Origin of the sequence: Mumia sp. (genome assembly GCF_028803055.1) — a bacterium.
Taxonomy (GTDB): Bacteria; Actinomycetota; Actinomycetes; order Propionibacteriales; family Nocardioidaceae; genus Mumia.
Genome location: NZ_JARBCJ010000010.1, coordinates 1 through 17216, shown reverse-complemented (window position 1 = coordinate 17216; position 17216 = coordinate 1). Strand labels below are relative to the sequence as shown.

14 protein-coding genes and 1 pseudogene are annotated in these 17216 nt (G+C 71.8%); 8 read left to right on the top strand and 7 right to left on the bottom strand.

Translation table 11 applies throughout. The features are described 5' to 3' along the window. Together PV363_RS02130 and PV363_RS02125 are read right to left on the bottom strand one after the other, a co-directional pair. A partial coding sequence (locus PV363_RS02130) for a class I SAM-dependent methyltransferase (RefSeq protein WP_301021583.1) occupies positions 1-902 on the bottom strand: 902 nt, incomplete at its 3' end. A 9-nt stretch (positions 903-911) separates the two neighbouring features. Next, on the bottom strand, positions 912-1691 hold the full coding sequence (locus PV363_RS02125) for an enoyl-CoA hydratase-related protein (protein WP_301021582.1): 780 nt from the start codon (positions 1689-1691) through the stop codon (positions 912-914). Between the two features lie 142 nt (positions 1692-1833). On the opposite strand from PV363_RS02125, the gene glgX reads away from it, so the two are divergent. Beyond that, positions 1834-3798, top strand: a complete 1965-nt coding sequence (gene glgX, locus PV363_RS02120) for a glycogen debranching protein GlgX (protein WP_301021581.1) — start codon at positions 1834-1836, stop codon at positions 3796-3798. A 32-nt stretch (positions 3799-3830) separates the two neighbouring features. Continuing rightward, positions 3831-5750 carry an alpha-1,4-glucan--maltose-1-phosphate maltosyltransferase gene (locus PV363_RS02115; protein ID WP_301021580.1) on the top strand — a complete coding sequence of 640 codons (1920 nt, stop codon included), beginning with the start codon at positions 3831-3833 and terminating at the stop codon, positions 5748-5750. A 37-nt stretch (positions 5751-5787) separates the two neighbouring features. Here PV363_RS02115 and PV363_RS02110 read toward each other — a convergent pair whose 3' ends face one another. Beyond that, entirely contained in the window at positions 5788-6438 is a 651-nt protein-coding gene (locus tag PV363_RS02110; protein ID WP_220341140.1) for a hypothetical protein, read from the bottom strand. A 50-nt stretch (positions 6439-6488) separates the two neighbouring features. Here PV363_RS02110 and treS point away from each other — a divergent pair, with 50 nt between their 5' ends. From treS to PV363_RS02090, 4 genes are read left to right on the top strand one after another with little or no spacing between them, the layout of a single operon-like run. Then, positions 6489-8204, top strand: coding sequence for a maltose alpha-D-glucosyltransferase (gene treS / locus PV363_RS02105; RefSeq protein ID WP_220341139.1), 1716 nt, complete (start codon positions 6489-6491; stop codon positions 8202-8204). After that, positions 8204-9679, top strand: coding sequence for an aminoglycoside phosphotransferase (locus tag PV363_RS02100; protein ID WP_220346826.1), 1476 nt, complete (start codon positions 8204-8206; stop codon positions 9677-9679). Before treS ends, PV363_RS02100 begins: the two co-directional genes overlap by 1 nt. A gap of 13 nt (positions 9680-9692) precedes the next feature. After that, a complete protein-coding gene (glgB, locus tag PV363_RS02095) occupies positions 9693-11498 on the top strand; it encodes a 1,4-alpha-glucan branching protein GlgB (RefSeq protein WP_301021579.1) in 1806 nt (601 codons plus the stop codon). Then, a complete protein-coding gene (locus tag PV363_RS02090; RefSeq protein ID WP_301021578.1) occupies positions 11491-12327 on the top strand; it encodes an NUDIX hydrolase in 837 nt (278 codons plus the stop codon). The genes glgB and PV363_RS02090 overlap by 8 nt, the downstream gene beginning before the upstream one ends. An 8-nt stretch (positions 12328-12335) precedes the next feature. Here PV363_RS02090 and PV363_RS02085 read toward each other — a convergent pair whose 3' ends face one another. Genes PV363_RS02085 through PV363_RS02070 form a run of 4 tightly spaced genes read right to left on the bottom strand, consistent with a single transcriptional unit; the run spans position 12336 to position 15381 of the window. Further along, a complete protein-coding gene (locus PV363_RS02085) occupies positions 12336-13340 on the bottom strand; it encodes a hypothetical protein (protein WP_301021577.1) in 1005 nt (334 codons plus the stop codon). Next, complete coding sequence (locus PV363_RS02080) at positions 13337-14065, bottom strand: hypothetical protein (protein WP_220341135.1); 729 nt, start codon at positions 14063-14065, stop codon at positions 13337-13339. Before PV363_RS02080 ends, PV363_RS02085 begins: the two co-directional genes overlap by 4 nt. 46 nt (positions 14066-14111) lie before the next feature. Continuing rightward, on the bottom strand, positions 14112-15029 hold the full coding sequence (locus PV363_RS02075) for a tetratricopeptide repeat protein (protein ID WP_220346822.1): 918 nt from the start codon (positions 15027-15029) through the stop codon (positions 14112-14114). A gap of 37 nt (positions 15030-15066) precedes the next feature. After that, a complete protein-coding gene (locus tag PV363_RS02070) occupies positions 15067-15381 on the bottom strand; it encodes a hypothetical protein (RefSeq protein ID WP_220341133.1) in 315 nt (104 codons plus the stop codon). A gap of 44 nt (positions 15382-15425) precedes the next feature. Between PV363_RS02070 and PV363_RS02065 the strand changes: the two genes are divergently transcribed. Both PV363_RS02065 and PV363_RS02060 read left to right on the top strand, forming a co-directional pair. Next, on the top strand, positions 15426-16841 hold the full coding sequence (locus tag PV363_RS02065; RefSeq protein WP_220346820.1) for an amidase: 1416 nt from the start codon (positions 15426-15428) through the stop codon (positions 16839-16841). A 10-nt stretch (positions 16842-16851) separates the two neighbouring features. Continuing rightward, positions 16852-17216 (top strand): annotated as a pseudogene (locus PV363_RS02060) (hypothetical protein); the annotation flags it as partial.

The following is a 17216-nucleotide window of genomic DNA, read 5'->3' as shown; positions in this document are numbered from 1 at the left end:
ACGACCGGCGCGAGCGCCTTGTCGAGCGCGGACAGCCGCACCCACGAGCGGTAGGCGAACATCCGCCAGCGCGGGCCGAGCTTGTCCTCGGGGACCGCGGCCTCGAAGGTGCGTACCGGCCACCCGAACCAGGACGCGGTCAGCTCCTCGGTCTGCGTACGGACGTCGACCCCGCCCGCGCGCAGCACCAGACGCTCCAGGTCGGCGGGCTCGAACGTGTGCAGGTCGACCACGGCCTCCAGCGCGGCCGCACGCGAGGACTCGTCGAGCTCCTCGGCCGGACGCGCCCAGTCGCGCAGCGGACCCAGCCGGGTCGCGCGGGTCGCCGCCCACCAGGTCAGGCGCGACAGGCGGCGGGCCACGAAGTCGCCACGCGTGGTCGGCTCGCCGCAGATCACGATCCGTCCGCCCGGACGGAGCACGCGCAGCATCTCTCGGAACGCCTTCTCGACGTCGGGGATGTGGTGGATGACGGCGTGGCCGATGACGAGGTCGAAGGACTCGTCGGGGTACGGCAGCTCCTCGGCGTCGGCGGCCTGCCCGTCCAGCGAGAGGCCGAGGCCCTCGGCGTTGCGCTGGGCGACCTGGACCATCCCCGGGGAGATGTCGGTGACCGTGCCCTTGTCGACCACGCCGGCGAGCATCAGGTTGAGGGTGAAGAAGCCGGTGCCCGCACCGATCTCGAGACTGCGTCCGTACGGCCAGTCTCCCTCGCCGGCGACGGCGACGAAGCGCTCCCGGGCGTAGGAGATGCAGCGCTCGTCGAACGAGATCGACCACTTCTCGTCGTAGGTCTGCGCCTCCCAGTCGTGGTAGAGCACCTGGGCGAGCTTGGTGTCGGACCAGGCGGCCTCCACCTCGTCGGCGCTGGCATGGGGGTTGGGGGTGGCGATCGTGCTCATGCTTGCTGCTTACTTTCCTTCGAAGGTGGCCTTGCCAGGCCCGTTCTCGATGAACGACCGCATGCCGGTCTTCTGGTCCTCGGTCGCGAACAGGGCGGCGAACGCGTGGCGCTCGATCTCGAGCCCGGTCACCAGGTCGACCTCGAGACCACGGTCGACGGCCTCCTTGACCGCCCGCAGCGCGAGGGACGCGCCGCCGACGAACTGGCGGGCCCACGCGACGGCCTCCTCGTAGACAGACGCGGCGGGAAGCACGCGGTCGACGAGCCCGATCGAGAGCGCCTCCGCAGCGTCGACCTGACGGCCGGTGAACATGAGGTCCTTCGCCTTCGCGGGGCCGACGAGTCGCGGCAGGCGCTGGGTGCCTCCGGCGCCGGGGACGATGCCGAGGAGGATCTCGGGCTGGCCGAGCTTGGCGTTGTCGGCGGCGAAGCGGACGTCGGTGCACATCGCCAGCTCGCAACCGCCGCCGAGGGCGTAGCCGGTGATCGCGGACACCGTCGGCTTGGGGATCGCCGCCACGGCGTTGAGCGCCGCCTGGAGCTGCTGGGCGCGCACGTTCATCTGCGGATAGGTGAGGTCGGCCATCTCCTTGATGTCCGCACCCGCGGCGAAGACGCGCTCTCCGCCGTAGACGACGACCGCGGCGACGTCGTCGCGCGCGGAGGCCTCGACGGCGCACTCCGCGAGCTCGGTCTGGAGCTGCGCGCTGATCGCGTTCATCTTCGGCCGGTCGAGCCGGATCGTGCCGACGCCGTCCGAAACCTCGAGCCTGACGAGCTCGCCCATGCGCGCTGCCTCTCTTGTGGGATGCCGGGTCCGGCGGAGCGTCGTGACAGTGCTGCTGTCGACGTCCGCCGTGGCTCCGAGGGTAGCGAACGCTACGGATGCGGGGCCGAGCGCGTGGTGGTCGTACCGCATGATGGGGCTCATGGCCGAGACCTGGGCGTACGAGCGTCACCCGAGCGTGGCGGGGAGCTGCCACCCCCTCGGCGCCCGGCCCGTCGTCGGCGGCACCAACTTCGCGGTGCACGCACCGCAGGCCCGCAGCGTGCGGCTCCACCTCCCGGGGGTGGGGACGTACGAGCTGGAGTCCCGGACCGGGTCGGTGTGGCACCTCGAGGTGCGTGGCACCGGTCCCGGGCAGGAGTACGCCTTCGAGGTCGACGGCACCCGGGTCCTCGACCCGTACGCCATGCACGTCCGCGGCGGGTTGGACGGCAACGCCTCCCGGTTGCGGGCGTACGTGGCCGAGACGGCGTTCGACTGGTCGGGCGACAGCGCACCGCGCACGCCCTGGGACCGCACGGTCATCTACGAGGCGCACGTGCGGGGCCTCACCAAGCAGGACCCCGACGTGCCGGAGGAGCTGCGCGGCACCTACGCGGGTCTCGCGCACCCCGCGACCCTGGACCGTCTCGTCGCGCTCGGTGTCACCGCGGTCGAGCTGCTGCCGATCCACCACTTCGTCACCGAGCCGACCGTTGCCGACCGCGGGCTCGTCAACTACTGGGGCTACAACAGCGTCTCGTTCCTCGCGCCCCACGCCCCGTACGCCGCGTCCGACGATCCGGTGCGCGAGTTCAAGGAGATGGTGCGGGCGCTGCACGCCCGCAACCTCGAGGTGATCCTCGACGTCGTCTACAACCACACCGGCGAGGGCGGCGACGGCGGGCCGACGATCCATCTCCGCGCCCTCGACGACGACGGCTACTACCGGCACTCCGACGGCCACTACTTCGACGTGACCGGCTGCGGCAACACGGTGCGGTCCGACTCCGGGCCCGGGTCGGAGCTCATCCTCGAGTCGCTGCGCTACTGGGTCCGCGAGATGCACGTCGACGGGTTCCGCTTCGACCTCGCCTCGGCCCTCGCCCGCGACGAGACCGGTCGAGTCACCCTCGCCGAGTCGCTGATCGCCGCGATCGGCCGCGACCCGGTGCTGCGCGACGTCAAGCTGGTGGCCGAGCCGTGGGACGCAAGCATGGACGGCTACCTGGTCGGGGGGTATCCCCAGGGCTGGAGCGAGTGGAACGACGGCTTCCGCGACGACGTGCGCGACTTCTGGCGCGGGCACGGCGGCGGCGTCGCCGGGATCGCGACCCGCCTCGCCGGGTCGTCGGAGGTCTTCGCACCGAGCGGACGGCCACCGCAGGCGTCGGTGAGCTTCGTCACGGCGCACGACGGGTTCTCGCTGCGCGACCTCGTCTCGTACGACGACAAGCACAACGAGGCCAACGGCGAGGACAACCGCGACGGGCACTCCGACAACCGCTCGTGGAACTGCGGCGTCGAGGGCGAGACCGACGACGTCGACGTCCTGACGCTACGGCGACGCCAGTCGGCGAACCTCGTGGCGACCACGCTGGTCGCAGCCGGCGTGCCGATGCTGCGCGCGGGCGACGAGCTCGGTCAGACCCAGGGCGGCAACAACAACGCGTACTGCCACGACTCCCCCACCACCTGGCTGCCGCCGGTGCCGGAGGTCGGCTGGGAGCACGTCCGCGAGGTGGTCTCGCGGCTGACGACGCTGCGGGCCGAGCACCCGGCGCTCCGGACCACCCGCTTCTTCACCGGCGAGGTGTCGGACGAGACCGGCCGCGAGGACCTTCGCTGGCTCCACCCCGACGGGCGGCCGTGGGCCCCCGACGACTGGCACGACGAAGGCCTCCGCACGATCGGGATGGCGCTCGACGGCGGCGCCGACGCGGCGTGCGCGGTCGTGCTGCTCAACGCCGGAGACGAGCCGCAGGAGTGGGCGCTCCCCGACGGCGCGTGGGAGCAGACGTACGCCGTGGCGCTCGACACCGCCGATCTCGACCACGCCACGTCCTACGGTCCTGGTGCCGCGGTGCCGGTCGCCGCGCACAGCATGGTGCTGCTGATCGCCTCCTGAGGGGCCGCGTCGCGTCGGATAGCGTCGGGCCCATGTTGCGCATCCCCGTGATGGACGTGTGCCCTGTCGTCGAGAATGGCGCCTACGCCGCGAAGGCCGCCGTGGGGGAACCGTTCCCGATCCGTGCCCGGATCTTCCGTGAGGGCCACGACGCCCTCGGCGCGGGGGTGGTGCTCGCCGGCCCGGACGGACGCGACCGGCCCCTGCTCCCACTGCCGCACCTCGACAACGACCACCACGAGCTGTGGGTGACCCTGGACGAGGTCGGACCGTGGACGTTCCGGATCGAGACCTGGTCCGACCCGTTCGGCACGTGGCTGCACGACGCCCCGGTAAAGGTCGCCGCGGACGTGGACAGAGAGCTGATGCCCATCGAAGGAGCGGTCGTGCTGGAGCGCGCGGCGACGACGCTCCCCCGCGACCGGACGGCGGAACGAGCGGCGCTTCGCAAGGCGGCGAAGGTCCTCCGTGACCCGAGCCTCGACGCCGCCGAGCGGGTCGACGCGGCGAGGACGCCGGAGATCCTCGGCATCATGAGCCGGTTCCCGTTGCGGGACCTCGTCGGCAGCACCGGACCGTACCCCGTCTTCGCCGACCGCGAGCGGGCCCTCGCGGGCGCCTGGTACGAGCTGTTCCCCCGATCGTTCGGGGGTCTGCGGCCGGCGATCGACCAGCTCGACCGGGTGGCGGCGATGGGGTTCGACGTCGTCTACCTGCCGCCGATCCACCCGATCGGGCGGGTCAACCGCAAGGGGCGCAACAACTCGCTCCACGCCGAGCCGGGCGATCCCGGGTCGCCGTGGGCGATCGGTGCCGCGGAGGGCGGCCACGACGCGATCCACCCCGAGCTCGGCACCCTCGAGGACCTCGACGCCTTCGTGGCCGCGACGCGTGACCGCGGCATGGAGGTGGCACTCGACCTCGCGCTCCAGTGCGCTCCTGACCACCCGTGGGTGGCCGCGCACCCGGAGTGGTTCACGACCCGCGCCGACGGCACCATCGCCTACGCCGAGAACCCGCCGAAGAAGTACCAGGACATCTATCCGCTCAACTTCGACAACGACCCCGAGGGACTGCATGCGGAGGTGCTGCGAGTGGTGCGGCACTGGATGTCGCACGGGATCCGGATCTTCCGGGTCGACAACCCGCACACCAAGCCGGTCCCGTTCTGGGAGCGGCTGCTCGCGGAGATCCGTCGCACCGACCCCGACGTCGTGTTCCTCGCCGAGGCGTTCACCCGTCCGGCGATGATGCGGGCCCTCGGGACCGTCGGGTTCCACCAGTCCTACACCTACTTCACCTGGCGCGAGACCAAGGAGGAGCTCACCGCCTACCTCGAGGAGGTCACGGGCCGCAAGGCCGACGTGATGCGCCCGGCGTTCTGGGTGAACACCCCCGACATCCTCCCGGTCCACCTCCAGACCGGCGATCCGGCGATGTTCCGGCTGCGGGCCGTGCTGGCGGCCACAGGTGCGCCGACGTGGGGGATGTACTCGGGCTACGAGCTGCTCGAGCACACCGCGCTGCGTCCAGGCTCGGAGGAATACCTCGACTCGGAGAAGTACGAGATCAAGCACCGCGACTACGGCGTCGCCGACTCGCTGGCGCCGTTCGTGGCGAGGCTCAACGATGTACGGCGCCGGCACCCGGCACTACGGCAGCTGCACCGGCTCGCCGTGCACCCGAACGACTCCGAGCACATCCTCTGCTTCTCGCGCCGCCACCTCGGCGACACCCGCGACGACGCCGTGATCGTCGTCGCGAACCTCGACCCCGGCGCCGCCCACGAGACGATCGTCCGCCTCGACCTGCCGGCGCTCGGCATCGGCTGGGGTGAGCGCTTCGCGGTCCGCGACGAGCTCAGCGGCGAGGTGTTCGACTGGACCGAGGAGAACTACGTCCGGCTGGGCGGTGACGCCGAGGTCGCGCACGTGCTGACCGTGCTGCGGTAGGGACCTCCCCGAGTCGTCGCTCCCGCTCGGCTCCAGCTCAGCCGCCGGGCGGACGCTCGACCGGGGCGGGCCGTACGACCGGAGCCGGCTGCACGACCGGGGCCGGCTGCACCACGATGGTCGGCTCGGTCGTCGACGGGACCGCCTCCGGGACGTCGACGGGAAGCCGAGCGGCGCTGGGGGTCCGGAGGAGTGCGTCGAGGTAGTGCATGGCGTCGATGAGCCGCATCGTCGTCCGGCGCCGGAGCACCTTGAGCGCGCGCCATCGTCCCCACCGCCGGCTGAGCAGCTCGCGCAGGTCGCCCGCGAGCGTCTCGTCGATCTCGGCGTGGTCGAGGTTGACGGCGTCGGCATATGCCTGGCCGAGCAGGCGACGCTCGACCGCGTCGGACCACTCCTCGATGCGGGCCTTGGCCTGAAGCAGCGACATGTCGGCGCTGGCGTGGAGGAGCCGGGTCGCCTCCATCTTGCGGCCCGACTCGAGCAGACGGGTGATCTCCGAGCGCGTCACCTCGTCGACCGGGCGGTTGCCGCGCGTCTCGAGCGCGGCCTTCTTGAGCTCGGGCGCGATCGGCGTGAGCTGCCGTCCGGTGATCGGCTCGGGCGCGCCCTGGCGTGCGCTCAACCACACGATGAGCGCCCCGATGGCGACTCCCGTGAGGGCTGCGGCGACCACGGCCAGAAGCATGGGAACAGCCTAGTGCCGCGACCTTCGGGGCTGTGGGAGGCCGTGCGAGGATGGCGCGCATGGACGCCCCCGTGCCCGTGCCGGGCTCCCCCACCGACCGGCGCGACGACGATCCGCTGTGGTTCAAGCGTGCCGTGTTCTACGAGGTTCTGGTCCGGTCGTTCCACGACTCGACCGGTGACGGGATCGGCGATCTCGCCGGCATCACCAGCAAGCTCGACTACCTCCAGTGGCTCGGCGTCGACTGCCTGTGGCTCCCGCCGTTCTTCCCCTCCCCGCTGCGTGACGGCGGCTACGACGTCGCCGACTACACCAGCGTGTCGCCCGAGCTCGGGACCGTCGAGGACTTCAAGACGCTCCTCGACGCCGCCCACGAGCGCGGCATCCGCATCATCATCGACGTCGTCATGAACCACACGTCCGACGCCCACCCGTGGTTCCAGGAGTCGCGCACCGATCCCGACGGGCCGTACGGCGACTTCTACGTGTGGCGCGAGGACGACGAGGCCTACTCCGACGCCCGCATCATCTTCGTCGACACCGAGAGCTCGAACTGGACGTACGACCCCGTCCGGGGTCGCTACTTCTGGCACCGCTTCTACAGCCACCAGCCGGACCTCAACTTCGAGAACCCGGCGGTGCACGAGGCGATGCTCGACGTCCTCCGCTTCTGGCTCGACCTCGGTGTGGACGGGTTCCGGCTCGACGCCGTGCCCTACCTGTACGAGCAGGAGGGGACCAGCGGCGAGAACCTCGAGCCGACCCACGCCTTCCTCCGCACGGTCCGTCGCTACGTCGACGAGCACTATCCGGGCCGCGTCCTGCTCGCCGAGGCCAACCAGTGGCCCTCCGACGTGGTCGACTACTTCGGCGACCCGGCCGTCGGCGGCGACGAGTGCCACATGTGCTTCCACTTCCCCGTGATGCCGCGCCTCTTCATGGGCGTGCGCCGGGAGTCGCGCTACCCGATCAGCGAGATCATGGAGCAGACGCCCGACATCCCCGAGGGGTGCCAGTGGGGCATCTTCCTGCGCAACCACGACGAGCTCACCCTCGAGATGGTGACCGACGAGGACCGCGACTACATGTGGAGCGAGTACGCCACCGACCCGCGGATGAAGGCCAACATCGGCATCCGCCGCCGGCTCGCCCCGCTGCTGGACAACGACACCAACCGCATGGAGCTGTTCACGGCGCTGCTGCTGAGCCTGCCCGGCTCTCCCGTGCTCTACTACGGCGACGAGATCGGCATGGGCGACAACATCTGGCTCGGCGACCGCGACGGCGTCCGGACGCCGATGCAGTGGACGCCCGACCGCAACGCCGGCTTCTCCGTCGCCAATCCCGGCAAGCTGACGCTCCCGGTGATCATGGACCCCGTCTTCGGGTACCAGTCGGTCAACGTCGAGGCAGAGCGCGAGAACACCTCCTCGCTGCTGCACTGGACACGACGCATGATCCACATCCGCAAGCAGCACCCGGCGTTCGGCGTCGGCACGTTCCGTGACATCGGCGGCTCCAACCCGTCGGTGCTGTCGTTCCTGCGCGAGCACGAGGGCGACGTCATGCTCTGCGTCAACAACCTGTCGCGGTTCCCGCAGCCGGTCGAGCTCGACCTCCACGCCTACGCCGGGGTCCGCCCGATCGAGACGTTCGGAGGCGTGGAGTTCCCGGCCATCGGCGAGCTGTCCTACCTGCTGACGCTGGCGGGGCACGGGTTCTACTGGTTCCGCCTGGGCCGACCGGCCGAGACCGAGGGGGTCTGATGAGCACCGACCGTACGACGGGTGACCGAGGGACGGCCGATCGGAGGACGGCCGAGCGCAAGGACCTGCTCGACTACCTCGTCCGACGCCGCTGGTTCTCCGGGGAGGGCGAGGGCTGGGAGCTGGAGCGCGTCGCGCCGCTGGGCTGGCTGAGCCGGCCGGCGACCGGCCTCGGCGTCCGCTTCGAGCTCGTGACCGTGCGCGGCCCCGGCGGCACGCACACCTACAACGTGCCGCTCGCCTACCGCGCCGAGCCGGTCGAGGCCAACGCGTACGGCTTCATCGGCACCTACTCCCCCGGGCTCGGCGAGACCGTCGACGACCTCTTCGTCTACGACGCGCTGCACGACCCGGAGGCGCGGCGGGTGATCATGCAGGGGTTCTTCGCCGAGGACACCGGGTCCGCGGCGACGTACGTGTCCCGGATCCCGTCCGACGACGACGGCACCTCGTCGATCGGCTCGGAGTCGGAGTCCGTCCTGCTCTCGGTCGAGCAGTCCAACACCTCCGTCGTCGTCGACGAGCGCGCGATGCTGAAGGTCTTCCGCAAGGTCGTCCCCGGCCGCAACCCCGACGTCGAGATCCACGACGCGCTCGCTGGTCCGGGTGAGGACGCGATCGCCCCCATGTGGGGATGGATCTCGGCGACACCGGCCGAGGGTGAGACCTCGTACGACCTGGCGATGCTGCAGAAGTTCCTCCGTACGGCCACCAACGGGTGGGAGGGCGCCCGAGCCAGCGTGCGCGACCTCCTCGCCGAGCCCGGCCTGGCGCCCGAGGAGGCCGGTGGCGACTTCGCCGCCGAGTCCGCCCGCCTGGGTGCGACCGTCCGGTTCGTGCACGCCCTGATGGCCGACCGCCTGCCGACCACCGAGTGGGCGGCCGCCGACCTGCAGGCGCTGGCCGACCGCCTCGACGCCCGTCTCGACCGGCTCGCCGAGCGCTGCCCCGAGGTGGAGGGCTACACCGAGGGCGCGAGGCAGCGCTACGGCGTCCTGCGCTCGCTCGACGGACCGGTCGTCGCCCAGCGGGTCCACGGCGACCTCCACCTCGGCCAGACGCTGCGCACGACGGCGGGGTGGAAGCTGATCGACTTCGAGGGCGAGCCGGTCGCGCCGCTCGAGGAGCGGGTGACCCTCGACTCCCGGCTGCGTGACGTCGCCGGGATGGTCCGGTCGTTCGACTACGCGGCCTTCTCCTACCTCCTCCAGACCGGCACGCGCGGCGAGGACGAGGTGGACCAGGCCCGCGCGTGGGTACGACGCAACCGGCAGGCGTTCCTCGACGGCTACCACGGGCAGCCGGACGAGAGTGCCGACCGCACGGGGCCGACGCGAGTCGAGGCGGCGCTGCTGCGGGCGTACGAGATCGACAAAGCCGTCTACGAGCTCGTCTACGAGCTCGACCACCGACCTGACTGGCGCGCGGTTCCCGAGCAGGCGCTGGACCAGCTGCTCGCCGACGACCGGACGTGAGGGGCCTCCGACCATGACTCGAGACCTGTGGCACGACCTCGGCTCACACCTGCGCCGCGGCGGCGTCGACTTCGCCGTCTGGGCACCGAACGCCCGTGACGTCCAGGTCCTGGGCGACTTCAACGGATGGGACGGCGGCGGCCACCCGCTGGTCCGCGGCGACGACGGCGTGTGGCGGGGTCGCGTCGAAGGGCTCGGTGCCGGCGCGCTCTACAAGTACGCCGTGCACGGCGCCGACGACGTCTGGCGTCAGAAGGCTGATCCTCTCGCCCTCTGGACGGAGGTCCCGCCGGCCAACGCCTCACGCGTGTTCGCGTCGGGCTACACCTGGGCCGACGACGACTGGATGGAGCAGCGGCGCGATCGGCGACCGTGGGCGGAGCCGATGAGCGTCTACGAGGTGCACCTCGGCTCGTGGCGCACCGGTCTCGGCTATCGCGAGCTGGCCGAGACCCTCGTCCCCTACGTCGCAGAACGCGGTTTCTCCCACGTCGAGCTGATGCCGGTGATGGAGCACCCGTACGGCGGTTCGTGGGGCTACCAGGTGACCGGCTACTACGCGCCGACCTCGCGATGGGGCGACCCCGACGACTTCCGGGCGCTCGTCGACGCCTTCCACGCCGCGGGCATCGGCGTGATCCTCGACTGGGTCCCGGCCCACTTCCCGCGCGACGAGTGGGCGCTCGCGCGCTTCGACGGCACCCCCCTCTACGAGCACGCGGACCCGCTCCGCGGCGAGCACCCCGACTGGGGGACGTACGTCTTCGACCTGGGCAAGGAGGAGGTGCGGGAGTTCCTTCTCGCCAACGCCTTCTGGTGGTTCGAGGAGTTCCACGTCGACGGCCTGCGGGTCGACGCCGTCGCGTCGATGCTCTATCTCGACTACTCGCGCGGACCGGGCGGCTGGGTGCCGAACGCGCACGGCGGCAACATCGACCTCGACGCGGTGACGTTCTTCCAGGAGCTCAACGCGTCGTGCTATGACCGCTTCGGCGCGATCGCGATGATCGCGGAGGAGTCGACGGCCTACGACGGCGTGACCCGCGACGTGACCCACGGCGGTCTCGGCTTCGGGTTCAAGTGGAATCTCGGGTGGATGCACGACACACTCGACTACTTCGCCGTCGATCCCGTGCACCGCAGCGGGGAGCACAACCGGCTGACGTTCGCGATGATGTACCACGACGCCGAGAACTTCGTGCTTCCCTTCTCGCACGACGAGGTCGTGCACGGCAAGGGCTCGCTGCTGGGCAAGATGGCGGGCGACCGGGAGCAGCAGCTCGCCAACCTGCGCTCGTTGCTGGCCTACCAGTGGTCCCACCCGGGCAAGCAGCTGCTCTTCATGGGCGGGGAGATCGCCCAGCTCTCCGAGTGGTCCGACGAACGCTCGCTCGACTGGTCGCTGCTCGACGATCCCGGGCACGCCGGCGTGCAGCGGCTCGTCACCGATCTGAACGCGGTCTACGGCGCGAACCCGGCGCTGTGGGCCAAGGACCACGACCCGGACGGGTTCCGGTGGCTGGAGGCCGACGACGCCGCCGGCAACGTCTACGCCTTCGTGCGGCGCGGCGGCGGTCGTACGCTCGTGTGCGTGGCGAACCTGTCCGGCCGCACCTGGCCGACCTACCGCGTCGGGCTGCCCCTGGCGGGCGCATGGCGGGTCGCGCTCTGCACCGACGACGCGGCGTACGGCGGCACGGGCGACACCCCCGGTCCCGAGATCGTGGCCGACGAGGTCGCGTGGCACGACCAGCCGCACTCGGTCGAGCTCCGTCTGCCTGCCCTCTCGGTGACCTGGCTGGAGCCCGCCGATGGCTGACCTCACGCTGCGGCCGGTCGACGGCGAGACGTTCGAGGTCCTGGAGGACGGCCGTGCCCTCGGCACCATCTCGCTGCGTCTGGACGACGCGCGTACGGCGTCCCTGCGGTGGGACCTCGGGCCCACGGAGGAACCCCTGCGCTCCCAGGCGGTCAACCTCGCGATCACCCATGCGTTCGACGAGCTGGGCGTCACCCGGGTCCAGACACTGACCGACGAGGACGCCGTGCCCGACCGCCGGGCCGCGGCGCGTGCGGGCATGCGACGCGACGGACTGATCCGCCACGTCGACGGTCCCGACCAGGAGCTGTTGTCGCGGCTCGCCGACGACCCCCAGCCGCAGAGCCGCGAGGGCTTCGTCGCGATGCTCAACGCGGCGCTGCCCAAGAAGCGCGCGATCGCGCAGGCGCTCGTGTGCGACCCCGACGGCCGGGTGCTGCTGTGCGAGCTGACCTACAAGCGCGAGTGGGACCTGCCCGGCGGGGTCGTCGACCCCGGTGAGTCACCCGCCGACGCGGTCGTGCGGGAGCTCCGCGAGGAGCTCGGTGTCGAGGCACGGATCCGCGGGCTGCGCACCGTCAACTGGCTGCCGCCGTGGAGCGCCTGGGACGACGCGGTGCTGTTCGTGTTCGACGTCGAGGCGTGGGACCCCGACGCCCCGCTCACGCTTCAGCCGACCGAGATCGCCGCGGTCCACTGGTGCGACCGCGACCTCCTGCGAGAGCGCGCCGCGGCAGCGACGATCGACCTGCTCGACAGCCTCGACGCCGACCCGGACGGCACCTACCGCGAGGCGGGCCACGTCTTCCGGCCCTCGCCCGAGCGCTGACCTGGACGTCAGGGGCTCGCCTCCACCGGGCCGGTCTCCTCGACGTCGACCACTCCCCCGTACTGCCCGAGGACGCGGGGCAGACCGACCCCGCCCTGCGGCGGGACGTACATCAGCACCTGGTGGTAGTAGCGCAGCACGCCGGATCCCGTCATCGGGCTCCCGAGGTAGGCCTTGTGCTCCGACGCCTCCGGCCAGGTGACCGTCGCGCCGGGTGCCAGGACCCAGCCGTCCTGGCGCATCAGCGTCCCGAAGACCAGCGCACCGCCGTCCTGCGTCCGCATGGTGTGCGTGACCGGCTGCGACGACCAGGTCCGGCGGAAGGTCGTGCCGGGCTTGGCGAGCCCGGCAGCCTGGGCGCGCATCTGGGTGACGAACGAGTCCGCGGTGACCTGGTCGGCGCGCGGCGAGCTCGGGTCGCCCAGGACCGCCGCGTACGCCTGCATCGCGGCCGCCGGGCTCGAGACCAGACCGTCGCCGTCGTCGGCGGGGACCGTCTCGAGCACCCCGTCGACCGTCCTCGGCACGGGGAGGACCGTGCTGAGGAGCGCCTCGGGGGAGGCGGTGAGCTCCCACTGCTCGGTGGACGACGCGCGTTCGAAGACCTGGACCCTCCGCATGCCGCGTGCCGCGTCGCGCGCGGTCACGACGAACCACAGGGGGTAGGCGTCCAGGCGCGGCGTGTAGACGTCCTCGATCTCCGCCGGCGCCACCGCTGCCCCGGTCGACGCGCTGCCGTGCACGCGCTTCGCCACGTCGATCGCACGTCCGTCGACCGCGAGCACCGGCCCGGTCTCGACGAGCGCCAGGATGTCGGGATCCAGCGCGCCGAAGGCGGCGGCTCGGGCCTTCTCGTAGTTGCGGTAGGTACGGTCGACCTCGTCGTGGTCGGCCGCGATCTTCGAGACCTCGGTGCTGGTCTTCTCGAGTGGCACGATGCCGCACCCGCTGACCAGCGCCCCGACGAGGAGTCCTGCAGCGAGCACCGCGCCCGGACGGCGGCCGCTGATCATGCGGTTGCCTTCTCGGTGAGGAAGTCGTCCCACGTGTCGGCGTCGGCGGGATCGGTCTCCAGCCAGGGAGCGTCCCACTCGTCGTCGGCGAACCCGGGTGCATCGGCAGGCGGCGGCGGACGGCGTACGCCCGCGACGGCGCCGAGGGCGACGAGACCCAGGACCACGGCGCCGAGACCGGCGAGCGTCGTCCCCACCGCCACCCCGAAGGCACCCGGCACCTCGTACGCACCGGTCAGGCGCAGGCCCGCGAGGTCGGAGTCGCCGACGGCCAGCACAGCCAGCGAGACGGTCTCGTCGGGCAGCCGGAAGCGGAGCTCGGCACCGCCGACGCCGGAGGCCTGCTCGAGCCACCAGTCGAGCGCGGTCGGTGCCGCGGGAAGCTGCGGCTCACCCTCGACGGCCCGGGTGCGCACCGACCACGGGACGCGGTAGCGCGTCAGCTCCAGGTGCGAGGTCGACGAGAGGTAGTCGGCGACGTCGAGGGAGTGTGCCAGTCCGACGAACACCGGCTTATCGTCCGGAACCTCGACGAGAACGCTGACCTGAGGGCCGTGGCGGGCGAGCACCGACGGGCTGGTCGCGACCGCACGCGAGTCGGTGTCGAGCGTGCGCGTCCCGGTCGTCATGCGGTCGTCCGGGCCGACAGCGAACGCGACCACAGCGCCCAGGATCGCCAGCAGGATCCCGAGCGTCAGCAGCCCGGCCCCCGCCACCCGTCGCATGGAGCCAGTATGCAGGGGCCGCCACAGCGGACGCCGGGGCCCGCGCTCAGAAGAGGGCGGAGGCGAGCTTGCGGCGCGCCTGGGCGACCCGGGGGTCGTCCGAGCCGACGATCGTGAACATCTCGACGAGCCGCCCGCGGACCCGCTCGCGCTCGTCACCGGCCGTGCGTCGCACGAGGTCGATCAGGCGACCGAACGCGTCGTCGACGTGGCCGCCCGAGAGGTCGAGGTCGGCGACGAGCATCTGCGCGTCCAGGTCGTCGGGGTTCTGGGCGGCCGCCTCGCGCGCCGCCGTCAGGTCGGCGTCGGCGGTGCGGTCGAGAAGTCGCGCACCGGCGAGCCGCTCGGCTGCCTCGGTGTCGGCAGGGTTGGCGGCGAGCAGCTTCTCGTACTCGCTGATCGCGGTGGCGTAGTCGCCCTCCGCGAAGGCGTCGTCGGCCGCGGCGAAACGCGGGTCGTCTGCGGGCTCCTCCTCGGCAACCTCGGCCACGCCGCCGACCGGCGGGGCGGACCCGGTGACGCCGTTGGCCTGGGCGACGCGGAGCAGCTCGTCGAGGTACTGACGGACCTGCGCCTCGTCAGCCGTCCCCTGGAACAGCGGGACCGGCTGACCCTTGACGACACCGACGACGAACGGAACGCCCTGTGCACCGAGCATCTGCGCGATCTGCGGGCTGGTGTCGACGTCCACCCGCGCCAGAAGGAGCCGACCGCCGTAGGAGTTGGCGACGGTGGCGAGCACCCGGTTGAAGTCGTCACCCTGCGGGGCACGGGACGACCAGAGCGCCAGCACGACCACATGGTCGAGGGAGCTCTGGAGAACGTCCTGGAAGTTCTGCTCGGTGACGTCGAGCACCCACGAGGCACCCGCGGGTGCGGGGCCGCGTGGAGCGCCGGCCGGAGCACCGGGAGCAGCGTTCTTGAGGGCGGACAGATCGATCGCACCAGGACGGGAGAAGCTCACGGGCGGGTCTCCTCGAAGGCTCGGGTAGGACGGACGGTCAGCGGTGGGACTCGAGCGTCTTGCGCTCGGACGACGAGGTGACCGCCTTGCCCGGCGCCACGACGTACGGGAGGTAGCTCGGTGTCGTCCGGCGTGCCAGGAGGTAGCCGAAGACGGTCAGGACCAGCGCGATCCCCAGCGGGATCCCGGCGAAGATGAGGATCAGCTGGAGGGTCGTCAGCGACTGGGGGTCCTCCCAGCCGACCGGGACGTCGGCGGCGGCGGGTGCGGCAGCAGCGACCGCAAGCAGCGGCGACGCGACCAGCGCACCGGCGACGGCAGAACGGACAGCGGTACGGCTCCGGCTCAGCATGGCGACATTCTAGCCGAGGGGGGACCGCGTCTAGGCTCGGCGGTATGCCCGCTCAGCTCGGCACACCTCCCGCCTCCGCCCTCGCGCTGGCCGCCGCCTACCGCAGCGACCAGACCGATCCCGTCGCAGTGGTCGACAGGCTGCTGGAGCGGATCGGCGCTCTGGACGCGGAGGTCGGTGCCTTCGTGACCGTCACCGCCGACGAGGCACGCGCCGCCGCGCTGTCGGCCCGCGACGCGCTGCGCGGGTCCGGAGCCGACGCCCTCCCGCCGATGTTCGGGGTGCCGACGGCGCTGAAGGACCTCACGCCGACCGCGGGTGTCCGTACGACGTACGGCTCTGCCGCCTTCGCCGACCTGGTGCCGGAGACCGACGGCTCCATCGCCGTACGGGTCGCGTCGGCCGGGATGATCAGCCTCGGCAAGACGAGCACGCCCGAGCTCGGGCTCCCCTGCTACACCGAGCCGGACGTGGCACCGCCGTCCCGCACCCCGTACGACCTGAGCCGTGGCGCCGGTGGTTCGTCGGGCGGAGCCGCTGCAGCGGTGGCGGCAGGCCTCGTCCCGGTGGCCGTCGGCTCCGACGGAGGCGGTTCGGTCCGCATCCCCGCATCCTCGTGCGGACTGGTCGGCATCAAGGTGAGCCGGGGGTTGGTCGCCGGGACCCCCGAGGAGATCGACGTCTCCGGCCTCTCCGTGCCCGGCACCCTCGCTCTCACCGTCGGTGACGCCGCGGCGATGCTCGACGTCGTCGCGCTCACCGGGAGCCGCATGCTCGACGCCTGCGGCCGGGCACCCGGTCGGCTGCGGGTGGCACGCTTCTGCGACCCGGTGATCAGCGAGCTGCCCCCCGACCCCGAGGTGGTCGCCGCGTACGAGGAGACCAGCCGCCTCCTCGAGCGCCTCGGGCACGACGTGGTCGACGTCGACCCTCCGTTCGGGCCGGACACGGTCGCCGCGTTCGAGACCGCCTGGTTCGTCGGCGCGGCCTCGGTCGACGTGCCCCCCGAGCGCGAGGAGCTGCTGCGACCCCTCACCCGCTGGGAGCGGGACCGTGGCCGCGCCGCCACCGGCGTCGAGTACGCCGCCGCGCTGCTCGCGATGCGCCAGGCCGAGCAGCGCACCCTCGAGGCCTACGCCGGCTATGACGTCGTCCTCACCCCCACGCTCGGCCAGCTGCCTGCCCTCGTCGGCTCGTTGCGCGACGATGCCGATCCCGTTGCCGACTTCGAGGCGCAGAAGGGCTTCACTCCCTACACGTCGGTCTGGAACATCGCCGGTGCCCCGGCCCTCTCGCTGCCCACCGGGTGGAGTCGGGCGGGCCTCCCGATCGGCACGATGATCGCCGGGAAGCCGGGCGCCGAGCCGCTCCTGCTGAGCCTCGCGGCCCAGGTCGAGCACGAGTGCTCGAGCCGGGGCAACCCCTGGAGGCGTCCGCGCACGGTGATGACCGACCGCTAACGTCGAGGGCATGCTCGTGACCGCCGACGCCACCGAGAACCCGTGCTGGGCGGACTCGGACAACACCATCTGCCGGCTCGTCCACCGGTGGACCGACAACGACACCCTTGCCGAGCTCTCCGACCTGCTGCTGGCCAAGCCGCTGGCGATCCTCGTCCTCGTGCTCGCGGGGGTCGCGGCCCGGTGGCTCGTGAACCGCCTGATCGACCGCATCACCCGGACCGCCGCGGCCGGCACCGTCCCGGGTGCGCGGGCCGCCGAGGCGATCACCCCCATCCTGCACGAGCGGCGCGAGCAGCGCGCCCGGAGCATGGGCTCGCTGCTCAAGAACATCTCGACCATCGTGATCTTCACCGTCGTCGCCTTCATGGTGAT

What these genes read in the sequence shown, in the direction of transcription:
- PV363_RS02125 (WP_301021582.1), bottom strand. Translation starts at nt 1,691, where the DNA reads ATGGGCGAGCTCGTCAGGCTCGAGGTTTCGGACGGCGTCGGCACGATC.
- glgX (WP_301021581.1), top strand. Translation starts at nt 1,834, where the DNA reads ATGGCCGAGACCTGGGCGTACGAGCGTCACCCGAGCGTGGCGGGGAGC.
- PV363_RS02115 (WP_301021580.1), top strand. Translation starts at nt 3,831, where the DNA reads ATGTTGCGCATCCCCGTGATGGACGTGTGCCCTGTCGTCGAGAATGGC.
- PV363_RS02110 (WP_220341140.1), bottom strand. Translation starts at nt 6,438, where the DNA reads ATGCTTCTGGCCGTGGTCGCCGCAGCCCTCACGGGAGTCGCCATCGGG.
- treS (WP_220341139.1), top strand. Translation starts at nt 6,489, where the DNA reads ATGGCGCGCATGGACGCCCCCGTGCCCGTGCCGGGCTCCCCCACCGAC.
- PV363_RS02100 (WP_220346826.1), top strand. Translation starts at nt 8,204, where the DNA reads ATGAGCACCGACCGTACGACGGGTGACCGAGGGACGGCCGATCGGAGG.
- glgB (WP_301021579.1), top strand. Translation starts at nt 9,693, where the DNA reads ATGACTCGAGACCTGTGGCACGACCTCGGCTCACACCTGCGCCGCGGC.
- PV363_RS02090 (WP_301021578.1), top strand. Translation starts at nt 11,491, where the DNA reads ATGGCTGACCTCACGCTGCGGCCGGTCGACGGCGAGACGTTCGAGGTC.
- PV363_RS02085 (WP_301021577.1), bottom strand. Translation starts at nt 13,340, where the DNA reads ATGATCAGCGGCCGCCGTCCGGGCGCGGTGCTCGCTGCAGGACTCCTC.
- PV363_RS02080 (WP_220341135.1), bottom strand. Translation starts at nt 14,065, where the DNA reads ATGCGACGGGTGGCGGGGGCCGGGCTGCTGACGCTCGGGATCCTGCTG.
- PV363_RS02070 (WP_220341133.1), bottom strand. Translation starts at nt 15,381, where the DNA reads ATGCTGAGCCGGAGCCGTACCGCTGTCCGTTCTGCCGTCGCCGGTGCG.
- PV363_RS02065 (WP_220346820.1), top strand. Translation starts at nt 15,426, where the DNA reads ATGCCCGCTCAGCTCGGCACACCTCCCGCCTCCGCCCTCGCGCTGGCC.